The sequence below is a fragment of the Cohnella sp. genome (assembly GCF_041641335.1).
In the GTDB taxonomy this organism is placed as follows: domain Bacteria; phylum Bacillota; class Bacilli; order Paenibacillales; family Paenibacillaceae; genus Cohnella.
On the sequence record NZ_JBEPYQ010000089.1, the window covers coordinates 14,135 to 30,292 of the forward strand.

Genomic DNA, 16,158 nt, shown 5'->3' on the forward strand with positions numbered 1-16,158 from the left:
TAATTTAGGACTTCATTCCGATAAGAACCACTCCAGCTTGTCTTGCGAGATCATGCATCCGATTCCGAGTCCGCCCGGCAGCTCAGCCGATCCCCGCCGAATCGTCGGCCCGGTCTCGACGGGATCGTCGGCCAGAAACAGCGGTCCGTTCAAATCGACCGGCGTCTCGATCCCCAAGCCGTTAAACAGGTGGCAGCTGGCGGCGAGGCCCAGCCGGGATTCCGTCAAGCCTCCGCCGACGAGAGCCAGCCCCGCTGCGCTTGCGATTTCTCCGCACAGCCTGGCGCCGGTCAGCCCCCCCATCTTCGTCAGCTTGATCACGATGGCGTCGCAAGCCTCCAGCCGAATGGCCCGGATGACGTCGCGCGGCGTCCATACGCTTTCGTCGAGCGCGATCGGGACGTCGCTTCTGCGCCGAAGCGCGGCATGTCCTTCCCAATCGCCCGCCGGCAGCGGCTGCTCGAACAGATCCGCTCCGAGGCGGCTCAATTCCCGACACATTCGCAGCGCCTGAATCGCGTCGTATCCCTGGTTCGCGTCCACCCGGAAGAAGAGCTGCGGAGCCGTCGCTTTCACGGCTTCGACAATTTCGATATCCCGCCTCGGATCGAAGCCGATTTTCACGTCGACGCCCGTGTAGCCTTCCTCGACCGCCGTTCGGGCTTTCTCCGCGGCGACCTCCGGATCCCTCGTGCTGATCAGATACGACAGCCTGGTCGTCGGCCGGGCGGGGGCCATCCACAGCTGCGGCAGACTCGTCCGCAGCGACTTCGCCGCCAAGTCGTGCAGCGCCATATCGACAGCCGCTTTCGCGATCGGCTGTCCCGGATGGAGGCTGCCGGCGATTTCCCGATCCATCAGCCGGCGGATCGTCTGCAAATCCCCGACCGGCCGGCCGATCAGAACCGGCGCGAGGTATTGCCGGATCGCGCTAACTGCCGATTCCTGCGTTTCATAGCTCCAGCGGTGGCTCGGCCTGCACTCTCCCCAGCCCTCGACGCCGTTGTCGCCCGTGATCTTGACGTAGACATGCGGCGCTCCCGCCTGCGGATCGCCGACGGTGCCGCCAGAAATGGCGAAGCTCGTTTTCATCGGCAGCAGCAGCGGATACGCCTTGATCTCGGAGATGATCACGACAGCGCCACCTCCTTGCCGGATGCGGACGACTCATACGTGCCCAAAATGATATCCAGCGAGTGCCGCCCGTCTTCGCCTGTAACGATTGGCGGACGTCCTTCGCGAATGGCCTCCGCCAGATCGCGGATTTGCAGCCGATGGCCGTCCGGGATCACTTCGAACGGCTCGAATGCCGGAAGCCGGACCTCCTCCCCCAGAATGTCCAGGGACACGATGCGGTCTTCCTCCATGACCAGCGTCCCGAGCTCGCCGTGAATTTCGATCCGGACGCCCTTGCCCTTGTACGCCGTTGCCGTAATTTCGAACGTCCCCATCGCGCCGCTCTGGAATTGCAGCAGCGCAACGGCCGTGTCCTCCACCGCGATGTCCCGCAGGACGGCCCTGGCGCTTCCGTACAGCGACCGGACCGGACCGGCGAGCCATTGCAGCATATCGACCGAATGGATCCCCTGGTTCATCATCGCCCCGCCCCCGTCCAGATCCCAGGTGGCCCGCCAGCCTGCGCTTTGATAGTACTGAGCGTCCCGATAGATTTTGACGTAGGCGGAGCATAGGCTCAGCCGGCCCAGCTTGCCTTCCTGGATCAGCTGCCGAGCATACCGGGCCTGCGGCCCCATCCGTCTCGGGAATACGGTCGCCAACCATACGCCGTTCTCCTCGCACGCCCGGATCATCCGGTCAAGATCCGCCAGCCGGATCGCCGCCGGCTTCTCCACCAGCACATGCTTGCCCTTGTTTGCGGCCATGACCGTCTGCTCCGCATGCAGCCCGCTTGGCGTGCAGATGCAGACGGCGTCGATATCGCCGCGGACCAGCAGTTCCTCCATACTGTCGCAGACGTCCGCCGGATAAGCTTCCGCGAACCGGACGGCCTTCTCTTTCGCATAATCGTAAACCGCGACCAGTTCGGCTTCCGCAAGCTGCCCGATCGAGCGGGCATGCGTTTCGGCGATCATGCCGCAGCCGATCATGCCGAATCGCACCGGCGATGGATGTAAGGTCATAAGATTTCGTCCCCCTCTTTCGTCAAGCCTGAATGCCGGAATTCTCAGGAATGAAGTTCCAGCCAGCGCCGCAATACGGCCAAATCATGGGGCAGCTGCTCCTCCGGCGGAACCGGCGCGAAGCATTCCAGCGTCATCCAGCCGGCATACCCGGTTTCCCGCAGTCCTGCGATCAGCCCCGAATGATCCACTTCTCCCTCTCCCAGAAGGCATTGCCGGAACGCTTCTTCGCCGCGGCGGGTCACATTACGGAAGGAGCCCGGCCCTTCGGCCCGTTCGATTCGCCGAATATCCTTCACGTGCACATGGAACAAATGACGGCCCAGACGCTTCACCGATTCGCGTCCGAAATCCGTATCCGAAATGTACATGTTGCCGGCGTCGTGGATCAGCCCGACGTTGTCCTCGCCTACCATCGAGAGGAGCCGAAGCGAGCTTTCCACGGTTTCGATCAAGCTGACGTTATGAATTTCAAGCAGGATGCGCTTGCCGTGCTTGCGGGCTTCCGCCGCGCATTTGCGCAGCCAGAAGGCCGCTTTCTCGTAATGATAGTCGGCGGCGAGGAACGCGTTGGGTCCGCCTTGGAAAATCCGGACCATGCCCGCCTCCAGACGATCCGCATGCTCCAGCAGCCGGCAGAAATCCTCGTATTCCCGCCGGCAATCGTCGTCCCCGCTCTCGGAAAACCGGCCCGCATAACCGCCGAGCGCCGGAATCGCCAATCCGCTATGATCGGCGATCCGCTTCATCTCCTTCACGCGCGGCAGCGCGGAGGACGCCGACAGATGCGGCTCCCGGCAGGCGATCTCGATGCCGGCAAAGCCGCTTCCGGCCGCGATCTCCATCGCTTCCCGCACGCTGTACTCCAGCAGAGCGCCGCTAAAGGCTGCTATTTTCATGTCCGAACGACTCCTTACTTAATGCCGGAAGCAGTATGATTTTGCACGAAATATTTCTCCGCGAACAAGAACACGATCAGAATCGGAATCAAGCTGAGCAGCGCGGCCGCCACCATCTGCTGCTCGTTGCCGAACCACTGCCCCGCCAGCGAGAGTATGCCGACCGGCAGCGTATATTTCTCGTTGCTGGTCAAATAGATGACCGGCAGCAGGATCTCGTTCCACTTGGCCATGAAGGTGAAGATAGCCAGCGTCGCGAGCGTCGGCAGAGACATCGGGATGAAGATCCGCCTGTAGGTCTGGAACGGATTGCAGCCTTCCAGCTTAGCCGACTCCTCGTATTCCTTCGGAATCGTCAGATAAGCTTGGCGCATCAGAAAGATGCCGAAAGGCTGGGCCAGCCATTCGATGATCCACAACGGCGTCAGCGTGTCGAGCATGTGCAGCTTCTGGAAAATGATAAAATGCGGAATCAGGATGACCATGGGCGGAATCATCATCGTCCCGAGCACCATGACGAACAGCGGCTTTTTCATCGGAAAATTCAACCGCGCGAACGCGTAGCCGACCATGGAACACGAGACGAGGGCTCCCACAACGGACAGCAGGGAGACGATCAGGCTGTTCCAGGTAAACTGGCCGAAATTGCCCTGCTGCAGCACCTCGGAATAATTGGCCCATCGGAACACGTCCGGCACCCATTTCGGAGGCACGGCGGTAAATTCCTTGTACGTTTTCAACGAATTCATCAGCGCCGAGACGAAGGGCACGACCATCGCCAACGCGCTGATCGTGATCAGGAGGTAGCCGACGAATCTGGCAAATCTGCGATGCTTCATTCGTAATGCACCCACTTCTTCTGCACTTTCATCTGCGCCATCGTGAGCAGGAACAGCACTATGAACAAGACCCACGCAAGCGCCGACGCATAACCCATGCGCATAAAGGTGAACCCTTCCCGATACAGGTGCAGCATCAGTACGAGCGTCGAATTGTTCGGAGAGCCCGCGGACGCGAAATCGCCGCGGCCGGTCATGACGAAGATTTGCTCGAACGCCTGGAAAGTCGTGATGGTGCTCATGACGACGACCAGAAACGTGGTCGGCGAGATCATCGGCACGGTGACGAACCGGAACTTGCGGAATGCGCCGGCGCCGTCGATCTCCGCCGCTTCGTACAGATCGTTCGGCACGTTCTGCAAGCCCGCCAGGTAAATGACCATAATGTAGCCGATCCCCTTCCATACCGCAATGAAGACGAGCAGCGGAATCGCCAGCCTCTCGTCCTGCAGCCAGTTTTGCGGCTGCAAGCCCACTCGGGTCAGCCATTCGTTGGCCATGCCGAAGCGGGGGTTAAAAATCGCGTCCGCCACGTACAAGATGACGGTCCAGGAGGAGATGACCGGAATAAAGTGCGCCATTCGAAACAGCTTGAGTCCCTTCAACCGCTGGTTGAGCGCAAGCGCGAGCAGCAAGGCGAGGAACGTCTGCAGCGGGACGAACAGCACCGCGAAATACAGCGTATTGCCGAGCGACTTCCAGAAAAGCGGATCCCCGACCAATCGCTCGTAATTGCCGAACCCCTGCCACCGGGGCGGGTTCAGCATATCGTAGTCGGACAAGCTGAAATAGAGCGACGCGACAAGCGGACCCGCAACGAACACGATAAAGTGAAGCAGGTAGGGGGAGACCATCAGCAGTCCCCATCCCCCCTCGCGATTCGGCTTCACGCGTTGCAGGGCCGGGACTGGATCGCCGCGCCGCCGGGAGCTGCCGGCTGCTGGTTGGACCACGCTCCATCCCGCCCTTTCTTCCTGTTATTTTTTGTAGAAGCCGTCCAGCACCTGTTGAACGTTCTTGTCCGCCTCGCTCAGCGCGTCGTCGATCGAGGCATCCTCCAGGAACGCCCTCTGGGCGCTTTCGTTGAACTTGCCGACCCATTCCTCCCACACCGCGTTCACGTCCAGCGTCTGGGCGAATTCCAGGCTGTCCAGGAAAGCTTGGCGGTTGGCGGGCTTATCGTTGGCTTTGAGGAATACTTCCGAATTGGCAACCGATTTTTTGACCGGAACCGCTTCGCCCAGCGCCGTCCATTCCTTCTGCACCTCGTCCTGCGTCGCCCAATATTTGATCCATTCCCAGGCCGCTTGCGCCTTCGCGTCGCTTGACTTCTGATTGATCACCCACGAATTGGCGATCACCGGAGCTGCGCGTTGGCCGCTCGGGCCTTTCGGCAGCAGCGCCACGTCGTAATTCATCCCGGCCTCATTGGCCGCGAGCACGCGCGCGTAAATCCCGATGCGCATGGCGGCGGAGCCGCTGGGGAAGACGGACATCGCGCTCTGGAAGCTCTTCAGGTCGACCGGGTCGGTCAGAATGCCGCGCTTCATCCCGTCCACCATCCATTCGAAGGCTTGCTTGTTTTCGGGGGAGGAGATGACCGACTTCTGGCCGCTCGAATCCAGCACGCCGCCGCCGTAGGATTTCATGACCGAGAACCAGCCCTCCGTGATGCTGAAGAACGTCAGGCCGAATTGGTTGACCTTGCCGGCATCGAATCCGGCTTCGACCGCCGTCTTGCCGCCCGCGTCTACCGTAAGCTTGGCCGCCGTCGCCTTCAGATCCTCCCATGTCCAATCGTCCGTCGGATAAGCGACTTCGGCCTTGTCGAAGAGATCCTTGTTGTAGAATAGAACGCCTACCTGAATCCCTTGCGGAACGCCCCAGTACTTGCCTTGCGAATCTTTGTTGAAATCCAGGCCGTAATAATCATCCTTGTTCAGATCTCTGTCGATCCAGGCGGTCAGATCCTTGATCGCGCCGCGTTCCGCGTATTTCATGACATATACGCCGTCGGAGAGCCATACGTCGGGCGCTTCGCCCGCCGCGATTTGCGTGTCCAGCTTCTGGAAGAACTGCCCGTACGGCGCGCTCTGCGTCTTCACCGTAATATGCGGATGCTGCTCGGTGAAGCGGTCGATCAGCTCCTTCATCTTGTCGTCGGAAGCTCCGCCGGAATAAAAGCCCAGCAGAATTTCAGCCGGCTCCGCGGAAGGAGAAGGCGGGGCCGACGTCGCGGAAGCTGCGCCGGCGCTCTGGCTGGGCTGCGAATCCGGTGTGGCGTCGTTATTCCCATTCGAGCATCCCGCCGCTGCGAGCATCAAGCTCATCCACAATAAAAGCCCCGTTTTCGGACCAGCGTTTCTTTTCAAAACGTTCAGCTCCCCTTTAATGACGGAATTAATGTTACATTTGAGTTCACTTATTTAACAATTTGTGATAGGTTATAACCAGTGCGGCGGTCCCCCTCTTTTTTAATGTCAGAGTGAAGCGCTTTCTGATCGTAGTATAGACGATCATTTTCCAACCTTACATGGATTTTCATTTACAACTTGTGTTTTTTTGCTACAATATCGTTGACGTCCCCCTATTCCGAGCATTGGAGGAGGCTGAGAGAGGTGAAGGCGCCCGGCTTGCCGAACATCCATCCGACCATCAATCAGAAGCTTTCCCTGCTGATCATCTTCTGCATCTGTCTGCCTCTCTTCCTGACGGGCTGGTCCTGGTATCGCTCCTCTACGGCCGTCATCGAGCAGTCGGCGATCGAATCGAACATGCGCATCCTGGAGCAGACGAACGAATATCTCGATCTGTATTTTTCGAATCTCGAGAACTCCATCTATCCTTTTCTGAACCATCCGCAAATCACGCGTTTTCTGGACAGCCCGACCTTGACGCCCTTTCAATTTTTACAGCTATCCGACAAGGTTCAGGCCGATCTGTTCACGCCTGTGATCTACGGCCGGTCCGATATTGTCGGCATGTCCCTGGTGGCCAAAAACCAGCGCCAGATCAACGATTTCAGCAGGGCCGACGACCTGTTGGACATGAGGCCTCTTCGGCTTCGCAACGCGGAATTGATCGAGCGGATGGAGCCGCTGGACAACTATCAAATCCTCGGCGCCGGACAGGTAGGCTCGACGCCGGTCATCACGGTGGTGCGAAAGCTTCACAGCAGCGAGACTTACCTGTATGAAGGCTTGCTGATCGTCGATCTCGACCTGCAGCAGATCGAGAAAATATGCCAAAACGTGTCGCTGGGGGGAATCAACGTGTGGATCTCCACCCCGGACAGCACCATCATCTATCACCCGGAGTCCGACAAGATGGGCACGCAGGTCTCTTATCCGTTCTTGGACATTGACCAGCAATCGCCCTCCTATTACCGGGCGAATGACGACAAGATCGTCATTTACGCGCTTTCGCTCGCGACCCGTTGGATCGTGGCCGCCGACATTCCGTTGGACGCCATCATCGGCCGATTGATTCATCTTCGCAATATCACCCTTGCGATCGCTGTCGCGCTCTTCATTGCTACGCTTGCGATTGTCGGCGGCTTCTCGTTTCATATCACCCGTTCCCTCACCTTCCTCAAGAAAATGATGGCAAGGGTCGAGACGGGGGATTTCAGGAGCAATCCCCATAGAGCGATGCGGAGAAATGACGAAATCGGATCTCTGTTCCGTAGCTTCTACCGAATGCTCGGGGAATTGAACCGGCTCGTGCACGAGATCCGTTCCTCGAAGCTGGCCGAACAAGAGCTGGCTCTCAAGCATAAGGACTCCGAGCTCCGGTCGATGCAAGCCCATATTAATCCACACTTTCTGTACAACTCGCTGGAAATCATCAACTCTCATGCGATCGTCAGCGATCAGCGCGAAATCAGCCGCATGACGACCGCTTTGTCGCACATGTTCCGTTACAACATCGGCAACGCCACGCAGATCGTGACGCTTGCGGATGAAATCGCTCACATCCGCTCGTATCTGGACATCCAGCGAGCCCGGTTCCGCCACCTGGAGGTGGACATCCGGATCGACGAGGCTTGGCACAGCCGCGTCACCGCCGTCCGCCTGACCCTGCAGCCGATCGTCGAGAACGCTTTTCTGCACGGTTACCGCGACAAGAAGCCTACCTACATCGGAATCGCCGGCGAACCGCGCGACGATGGCTACGCCGTCGTCATCGCCGACCGCGGCGCCGGCATGCCGCAGGACGTTCGCGAGAAATACGACCGACTCTTCTCCCAGGAGGAGAGCGAGCGGACCGCCGCGGATACGGCCACTGCCGGCATCGGCCTGTTGAACGTGCACGACAGGCTGAGGCTCAGCTTCGGACCGGGTTACGGCCTTCGCATTCTCGCATCCTCCGCGGACGCCGGAACGCAATTCGAGGTGCGGCTGCCCCACCCTCCCCAAGACGAAGAAGGAGGCATCGCCTATGTACCGCCTGTTGATCGTTGACGACGAGCACATGATCCATCTCAGCCTGCGCAAGCTCGTCGAGTCTTCCGGGCTCGATATCGAGGTGATCGGAGACGCCGAGGACGGCGCGGAAGCCCTTCGCCTGCTGGAACGGCAGGAAGCGGACCTCGTCGTGACCGACATCCGCATGCCGGAGATGGACGGTCTCGCTTTTATCGAGAGGGCGCAGCGGCTGCACCCGGGCATCGGCTTCATGATCTTGTCGGGCTATAATTCTTTCGAATATGCGCGGCAGGCGATGAAGTACGGCGTATCGGACTTCCTGCTGAAGCCGATCGATCCCGATCAATTTCTGGCTGCCCTGCAGGAAATGGTTGCGAACTTGAGAAAGAACGAGGCGCGCTTCTCCCGGCAGAGCGAGTGGCTGGCCGCGCTGCAGGCGACGGTCAAGGAGCTGGCTACGCGGATTTGGGAGACCGACGAACAAGCGGCCTGGAAGACGCTGCAGCGTATCGCCGACCATTGCCGAACGGCGGATGCGGACGCAGGAGAGCGCAAGCTGGCTTCCTGCGCGCCAAGCGTCGTCAAGCAGCTGGAGCAGGAAATGAGGGAGAAAGGCGTCGAACTGCCGGCGGAGCGGACCCTTCTCCGGGATTGGCCGGGGTCTGCGGAGGACTCCCTGAAGGAGCTGCGGGCCATCGCGGCGGACCTGATGCGCCAATTGAGGGGAGCCCGCAATCTCGGCGCCAGGAACAACATGGAGAAGGTGCTGAAGTATTTGGAGTCGCATTATGCCGATCCGATGCTGTCGCTGAAGGGCGTAGCCGCCGCATTCAGAATGTCCGACACCTATTTAAGCCGCACGCTTAAGGAAGAAATGAACGTCAATTTCGTCAAATACCTGATTCGGGTCCGCATGAACAAAGCCAGGGAGCTGCTGGAAGCGACCGATCTTTCGACGACGGAAATCGCCGAGCGGGTCGGGTTCTCCGATTATCCGCACTTCAGCAAAACGTTCAAAAAGGTTTTCGGATTGACGCCGACGGAGGACAGGAAACAACGCAGAAGCTTGCGGGGCGGCTAGCGCGGCGATCAGGCCGGAGCACGAAGAAGGGATGTCCCTGGTCGTCTTTCGCGACTTGTGGGACATCCCCTTCGTATGATTAGGTCAACCTGTCTTGATTACTTCACATAGAAAGTGGCGTCCGCCTGGTCGAGCGCGGTCGTAATCGATGAGATTTCCAGCGCTCCGCTCCGATGTCTCAAGTAGGCGCCCGAAATGTTGTACGATTCGAACGAGGCTGCCCATCCGCTGCTGAATCCCGTGCGCAAGCGCCAGGTGGCGTCGTTCTTGTACAGCGCCGTGTTGGCGTACGGATCGAGCCATACTTGCCCGTCGCGATGGCGCAAATAGTTGCCCGGATACGTCACCGACTCGATCGACACCGCCGACGGATCGGCCAGCCCCGGCACGAGCCGCCACTGCGACTCCGGCGCGTACTGGCCCCCGTCGATCTTGCCGCGCCCCGCGTCGACGCGGACGAAATTGCCGATATTGTAGCTCTGAAGCTGATTGACCGGCGTTTCGACGTCGACCCGCTGCAGCTTCCAATTCTGCGTATCCAGCCCGTTGGCCGTCCATTGGATGACCTTCGTTCCGGCCGGTGCGCCTCCGCCCGCATTGTCCAGCATCAGCCCGCTGTGCTCGTTCATGCTCGTATAATAGCCGTTGCCTTGATAAGCGAACTTCCAGCGCTGCGTATCCAGATAATTGTCCGTCCACAAAATGACCTTCGTCCCCGGAGCCGTCGCCCCGTTCGGATCGTCGAGCACCAGGCCGGTATTCACGTTCACGACCCGGAAAAAGCCGTTGCTCCTGTAATCCGTCACCCACCATTGGGTGTTGAGCCCCAGATCGTTCCACTGGATCACCTCCGTACCGGCCGGCGATCCGCCTCCCGCATTGTCCAGCAGCAGACCGTTGTTCTGGTTAATCAGCTTGTACGTGCCGCCCGAGACGATGGAGGAGTTGCCGTTCATTTGCGCGACGTTGGCCCGTATCTCGTTACGGCTGCCAACCTTCACCGTGTTGACCTCCAGCATCAGCGAATGGTCGAGCGGCAGCAGCGTCCCGCTCCAGGCGGCGGGCGTATTCTGGTTGCTGCCCTTGACGGTCAGCGGCGCGTCGACCAGCGACCAGGTCGCGCCGTAATCGGCGCTGGTGAACATTTTGTTGGCGGTCGGCACGACGTCGGTCATGCCGCGCACGTAGAACCTGCCGCTTGGACTGCCGTCGTCCACGTACGCGACCTCCGGCGTCTGCGAAGCGCGGTAGATGCCCGTGCCGACGACGGTGCCGAGATCGGTCGGACTTCCCCAGTTGATCCCGTCGGCCGAAGTCTTGAACCGGACGGCGAAGTTGGGCGCCGCCCCCAGCATCTCGAAAAACATAAAGTACGTTCCGTTCTTGGCCTTAACCACCCTGGGCATGCCCGGACGCCAATCCCAGTTCGTGGCGCTTCCGACAGTCAGGCTATAGTTCCCCCAGGTCAGCCCGCCGTCGCTGGAAATCTCCTGCGCAAGCGCCTGGTTGTAGCCCGGCTGCCTCTCGTCCGAATAGTAGCAGATCAGCCGGCCGTCGGAGGTGATCGCGAACTCCGGCTCCCAGGTGCGCTTCGTGCCCGCCGTTCCTCTCGGCGCCAGATGTCCGTGAAGCTGCCACGTCGCCCCGTTGTCCGTGCTTCGCCAAATATGGATCGTATAAGCCGAGGTGTTGTCCCAATCCGTCGAAGCGAACAGCAGAGTGCCCGCGGGGAAAGCCCCGACCTGCTGCGGCAGCGCGTATAGCGTCGTCATCCCTTGCTGGTCCCGGTTCAGCCCGTAAGCGTTCGGATCGATCTGGCTGAGGAGCGACCACGTTCGGCCGTTGTCGGTGCTGCGATAAAACGGGAACGGCTGCATGCCGACCCAGCCCGTATTGCCGGGAAATCTTCTGGTGAACGTGGACAGAATATCGCCGTTGCCCAGCTTGACCGCCCTCGCGTAATACGGTTCGGTTTCGGTCGCGCTGCTGTAGACGACCCAGCCGGTCGAGGCCGCCTGCACGGACATGCCCGCAAACAGCGACGACGACAGCACCAATGTTAAAACAACAAGCAGTACTCTTCGGAAACTTCTCATTTTCTCTTCCTCCTCGGCAGGATGAATGCGGGATTGCGAAGTTCCTTCCTTTTTAACGCGAATTCATATCCTCTCGCCCGCGGGAAGCGCGATGTCGTGGGAATCTCCCAGCGGTACCCCGAAGTCCGGCGTACCGTCCGGTCTCCATCCGAACTTCTGCACCCGGGTGCTGCGAAGCCCCGTATCGGCTCCCGGAGCGGGCAGCGCGTGATACACGATCCAATCCTCGGTTCCGTCCGGCGATGACGTGAAGCTGTTATGTCCGGTGGCGTAAACGCCGTTTTCCGCACTCTTGCGAAACACCGGCACGGGAGACTTGACCCACGAAGCGGCTTCCATCGGATCGGAGCCTTCCTTCATCGTCAGCATGCCCAGAGAGTAATCCTCGGACCAGGTCGTGCTGGCCGAATAGACGAGAAATATAAAGCCGTTCCTGCGTAAAATAACAGGCCCCTCGTTGATCGCCATCCCGCCCTGCTTCTCCCATTCCAGCGTCGGAGCCGAGAGCAGCGCATGCCCCCCGTCAAGCTCCAGCGTCCACGGATTCGCCATTGGGACGATGAAGATGGCCGAACCGTAATCGGGGTAATGTCCGTATCCGGCATACAGGAAGTACAAGCGTCCCCCCAGTTCCATGACCGTCCCGTCCAACCCGGCCAGAGGCGTCTCGAGCGTTCCTTTCCAGCTCCATTCCCCTTCTGTCGGGTCGGCGGCCCCATTTTCCAACACGCAGATTCTCCTGGACTCGTCCCCGCCTCCGTCGTTGGCCGTGTAGTAGATATACCACCTGTCTTCCAGCCGGTGCAGCTCCGGAGCCCACAGGTTGTGGCTGTAAGGACCGTTCTCCTCGGGAATCCACACCTTCTTCTTAAGGCCGACGGCGATCCCCGTCATCGAGGGGGATTTCGTAATTTCCAGGCAGCCGAACTGCGTGGACATGAAGTAGTAATAGCCGTCGCTATGCTTGAGCAGCCAAGGATCGGCCGCCTTCTCGACGATCGGATTGCGGAAGGTTGCGTTCATCGGTTCGTTCTCTCCTTTTTACCCCTTCATTCCGGTCAAGGTGATGCCCTCGACGAAGTATCTTTGCGCGAAAAAGAACAGCAGCAGCGACGGAATCAGCGCCAGCACGGAGCCGGCCATAATGTACGTCCATTGCGAAGTGTAGAAGCCCTGGAACGATGCCAGCACGAGCTGCAGCGTGAACTTCTCGGGAGTGTTGATGTAGATAAGCGGCCCGAGAAAATCGTTGTAGCCGGCCAAGAAGCCGAGCAGCCCTTGCGTGATGACGGCGGGTTTGGACAATGGCAGCATGATGCGGAGGAAAATATGGAGCGGATTCATCCCGTCCACCTTGGCCGCTTCCTCCAGCTCCTTCGGAATGGTCATAAAAAACTGCCTCAGCAGAAACACCGCCGCAGCCGCGCCGAACATTCCCGGCACCATCAGCGGCAGCCAGCTGTCGATCCAGCCGATGTGCTTGAACAAAATAAACGTCGGAATCATCGTGACGACGCCCGGAATCATCATCGTGGCCAGCAGCAGCGTGAACAGAACGTTTTTCGCCGGAAAATCCATCCTCGCGAATGCGTTGGCCGCCAGCGCGCTCGTAAACAAACCGACCAGGCAAGGCAACGAGATGACGAGCAGCGTGTTCAGAAATCCTTTCAAAATATCGGCTTCCGTCAATACGAAAACATAGTTCTGCCATTCGAACACCTCGGGTATCCACTTGGGAGGCATTTCGAACTCGCGGCCTTGCTCCTTCAGCGACGTCGACAGCATCCATAGGAAGGGAATAGCCATCACGAGCGATCCCGCCGTCAGGAACAAGTAAGCGAAGGCTTGGCGGGCCTGCTCGCCCGCTCTCTTTCTCCTCTGCCTGGCGCTCCTTGCGATTGCGGCATTCGACATGCGCGTTCCCTCCTTAATCGTAGTGCACCCAGCGTCTGGACAACCAGAAATTCAGCAGCGTAATCGCCAGAATCAACAGACCGAGCGCCCAAGCCATAGCCGACGCGTAACCCATGCTCATATAGCGGAACGCGTTCTGGAACAAATAGTAGACGATCGTCGTCGTCGAGTAATTCGGTCCGCCCTCCGTCATGATCTGAAAACGCGGGAAGTCTTGCAGAGCCGTAATCGTCGAGGTAATCAAAATGTAGAGCGTCGTCGGCGAAATGCACGGAATCGTAATCCGGACGAACCTCTGCCAACGGCTGGCCCCGTCGATCTCCGCCGCTTCGTGAAAACTTTTCGGAACGCCCTGCAGCGCGGCCAGGTAGAGCACCATGTTGATGCCGAGTCCCGCCCATACGCCCTGGATGATCATCGCCGGCATCGCCCACGTCTCGCTGCTCAGCCATGCGGGCCCCCGAATGCCGACCAGCTCGAGCAGATAGTTCAGCAAGCCATAGCTGTCGTTGAAAATCCATTTCCACAGCAGCGTCAGCGCGATGACCGAGCTGATCGTCGGCAGGAAGAACATCGTGCGGAAGAAGCGGATGCCGCGCACCTTCTGATTAAGCGCCATCGCGATTCCGAGCGCCACGGCCATGCCGATCGGAATGCTCAGCGCCGAATAGAACGTATTGAACAGGGTTTTCCAGAACAGCTCGTCGTCCATGGCGAGCTTGACGTAGTTCTCCGTTCCCGTAAAGACGGGCGCCTGATACCCGCTGTACTCCGTGAAGCTGACGTAGACGGAATAGCTCAGCGGGATGAACGCGAACAACAGAAAACCCAGAATCGGAGCGGAGATGAACAAGTAGGCCCATGCGTATTCCTTGCGCTTCATAATTCTCCTCCGTCGTTCGGGATCGGGCGGTGGAACCCGCGAGCAATTCCCGCGGGTGCAGGCGAGTCTCGCGATGGGTTCCTCTGCCCGACTTCACCGTTTACTTGAAAGTCTCGCGACGGGTCCCCTCCGCCCGACTTCCCTTTTACTTGAATACCGCCGGATTGCCTTCCTTGATCGCCGCGTCGATCTTCGGCTTCAGCTCGTTCAGGACGTCCGCGGCTGATTTTTTGCCGTCCCACATCGGAGCCAGCCCTTGGGACAGCAGGTCGAACCATTTGGCGTTCGGCAGATTTGTCCACGGGCCCGGCACTTGATTTTCCGCCGCTTTGATGAACACCTCCGCATGCTCGGGCTTCTGACCCGGCTGCAGGAAGACGTCCGTGGCGGCCATCGATTTGAAGCTCGGAATCGCGAAGCCCATCAAGGACTGTTCCTTCTGCCCTTCCGGCCCGCCCAAATATTCCACCAGCTTGTAAGCGGCCTCCAGGTGCTTCGTTTTGCTGTAGATGCCGATCCCGACCGAGCCGCTCCAGCCCGCCCACTTGTTGACCGGCAGCGGCGCAACGTCCCAATCGAAGCCGAGCTTGCGGAACTCGGGCACCATCCAGCGGCCGGTAATCATCATCGCCAGCCTGCCCGTCTGGAACATCTGGCTGTCGTTCATATCCTTCAGAGCCGCCGCGTTCGGCACGACTTTATGCACGTTCGCCAGATCCGCCGCGAACTGCAATGCCGAGACCGCCGCCTCGCCGTTGCCGACGAATTCCCGCCGGTCGTCGGTGAGGAACGCGCCGCCGTTGCCGAATACGAAGCCTTCCCACCAGATCGGTCCCATGCCGTACTGCTTGACTTTGCCGTTCTCTTCGACGGTCAGCTTCTTCGCCGTATCCAGCAGTTGTTCAAAGGTCATCGGCGTATCGGCGCTCGGGAACGTCACGTTCATCTTGGTGAAAAGATCTTTGTTGTAGTACAGGACGGTCGGACCGATATCCTTGGGCAGCGCGTAGAGCGGACCTTGCCCGTTAACCGCCCCGTCGTAACGGTACCTCAAGAGGCCGGACTCCCACATGTCCCCCGTATCGAGCGAGCTGGCATCGACGAACTCCTGGATCGGATGAAGCAAGCCCTGGCTCACCCAACGGCCGAAATCGCCGTCCGGGACGTAGAACACGTCGGGCGCATCTCCTCCCGCCAAAATCGTGTTCATCTTGCCGACGTAGTCTGCCGGAATGTGCAGGTACTCCACCTTGATCGTCGGGTTTTTCTGCTCGAAGTCCTTAATCAGCTTCGTGAACACTTCCTTCTCCGACGGATCGCCCCAGCCCGCGAACTTGATCTTGACCATCTCTCCAGCGGGGGCCTGGCTTCCTGAAGCGCTGCTTTCCGCCGCGTTTTTCCCCGTGCCGTCCGGGCTGGCGGAGGACTCCTTTCCACTGTTTCCGCCGCAGGCGGCCAGCCCCGCGAGCAGCGTCAACGACGCCGTAACGGCAAGCAAACTTTTACCCTTTCCGAGTCTCATCTTATAGACACTCCCTTTTGTGTTGGATCTGCCTTCACCTTTAATTATAGGAGCGCGCCGGGGACGAACAATTGTGAAAACGCTTTATCTAATTCGCAAAAAGGAGCGTAACCGAAGCGATTTCGTCGGTCGAAAACCTTCGCTTTCGGTGAGTTCGGGCGATTGGCGGATGGATGGATGGCTTGGCGCAGGCTAACGGCCTCGCGGGCCGTTAACGGGGCGAGGTTGGCGGATTTGCGCAGGCTTACGGCCTCGCGGACCGTTAACGGGGCGAGGTCGGCGGGGTGGCGCAGGTTAACGGTCCCGCAGACCGTTAACGGGGCGAGGTTTGGCGGATTGGCGCAGGCTTACGGCCT

At 59.5% G+C, this 16,158-nt stretch carries 13 protein-coding genes; 2 read left to right on the forward strand and 11 right to left on the reverse strand.

The annotated features are described in order from the left end of the window. Nucleotides 1–12 precede the first annotated feature (12 nt). The 6 genes from ACESLM_RS23960 to ACESLM_RS23985 form a co-directional block, all read right to left on the reverse strand. Entirely contained in the window at nt 13–1,134 is a 1,122-nt protein-coding gene (locus ACESLM_RS23960; RefSeq protein ID WP_372635280.1) for a mandelate racemase/muconate lactonizing enzyme family protein, read from the reverse strand. Next, nucleotides 1,131–2,141 (reverse strand): Gfo/Idh/MocA family protein, encoded by a 1,011-nt coding sequence (locus ACESLM_RS23965; protein ID WP_372635283.1) that lies wholly within the window; start codon nt 2,139–2,141, stop codon nt 1,131–1,133. The genes ACESLM_RS23960 and ACESLM_RS23965 overlap by 4 nt, the downstream gene beginning before the upstream one ends. A gap of 44 nt (nt 2,142–2,185) precedes the next feature. Continuing rightward, nucleotides 2,186–3,040, reverse strand: coding sequence for a sugar phosphate isomerase/epimerase family protein (locus tag ACESLM_RS23970; protein WP_372635286.1), 855 nt, complete (start codon nt 3,038–3,040; stop codon nt 2,186–2,188). A gap of 14 nt (nt 3,041–3,054) precedes the next feature. Next, complete coding sequence (locus tag ACESLM_RS23975; protein ID WP_372635289.1) at nt 3,055–3,879, reverse strand: carbohydrate ABC transporter permease; 825 nt, start codon at nt 3,877–3,879, stop codon at nt 3,055–3,057. Next, nucleotides 3,876–4,778, reverse strand: coding sequence for a carbohydrate ABC transporter permease (locus ACESLM_RS23980; protein ID WP_372635317.1), 903 nt, complete (start codon nt 4,776–4,778; stop codon nt 3,876–3,878). The genes ACESLM_RS23975 and ACESLM_RS23980 overlap by 4 nt, the downstream gene beginning before the upstream one ends. Before the next feature lie 78 nt (nt 4,779–4,856). Continuing rightward, on the reverse strand, nt 4,857–6,251 hold the full coding sequence (locus ACESLM_RS23985; RefSeq protein WP_372635292.1) for an ABC transporter substrate-binding protein: 1,395 nt from the start codon (nt 6,249–6,251) through the stop codon (nt 4,857–4,859). 246 nt (nt 6,252–6,497) lie between these two features. Here ACESLM_RS23985 and ACESLM_RS23990 point away from each other — a divergent pair, with 246 nt between their 5' ends. Beyond that, the gene (locus ACESLM_RS23990) at nt 6,498–8,342 is read left to right on the forward strand and encodes a sensor histidine kinase (protein ID WP_372635295.1); all 1,845 of its coding nucleotides are present in this window, start codon (nt 6,498–6,500) and stop codon (nt 8,340–8,342) included. Beyond that, nucleotides 8,320–9,387, forward strand: a complete 1,068-nt coding sequence (locus ACESLM_RS23995) for a response regulator transcription factor (protein WP_372635298.1) — start codon at nt 8,320–8,322, stop codon at nt 9,385–9,387. Before ACESLM_RS23990 ends, ACESLM_RS23995 begins: the two co-directional genes overlap by 23 nt. Nucleotides 9,388–9,485: 98 nt before the next feature. Here the strand turns inward: ACESLM_RS23995 and ACESLM_RS24000 are convergent, their stop codons facing one another. The 5 genes from ACESLM_RS24000 to ACESLM_RS24020 form a co-directional block, all read right to left on the reverse strand. Then, a complete protein-coding gene (locus ACESLM_RS24000) occupies nt 9,486–11,483 on the reverse strand; it encodes an AbfB domain-containing protein (protein ID WP_372635301.1) in 1,998 nt (665 codons plus the stop codon). A 63-nt stretch (nt 11,484–11,546) separates the two neighbouring features. After that, on the reverse strand, nt 11,547–12,506 hold the full coding sequence (locus ACESLM_RS24005) for a glycoside hydrolase family 43 protein (RefSeq protein ID WP_372635304.1): 960 nt from the start codon (nt 12,504–12,506) through the stop codon (nt 11,547–11,549). 18 nt (nt 12,507–12,524) lie between these two features. After that, nucleotides 12,525–13,397, reverse strand: a complete 873-nt coding sequence (locus ACESLM_RS24010) for a carbohydrate ABC transporter permease (RefSeq protein WP_372635307.1) — start codon at nt 13,395–13,397, stop codon at nt 12,525–12,527. A 13-nt stretch (nt 13,398–13,410) separates the two neighbouring features. Next, a complete protein-coding gene (locus tag ACESLM_RS24015) occupies nt 13,411–14,280 on the reverse strand; it encodes a carbohydrate ABC transporter permease (RefSeq protein ID WP_372635310.1) in 870 nt (289 codons plus the stop codon). A gap of 145 nt (nt 14,281–14,425) precedes the next feature. Beyond that, nucleotides 14,426–15,802 (reverse strand): ABC transporter substrate-binding protein, encoded by a 1,377-nt coding sequence (locus ACESLM_RS24020; protein ID WP_372635313.1) that lies wholly within the window; start codon nt 15,800–15,802, stop codon nt 14,426–14,428. Nucleotides 15,803–16,158: the final 356 nt, after the last annotated feature.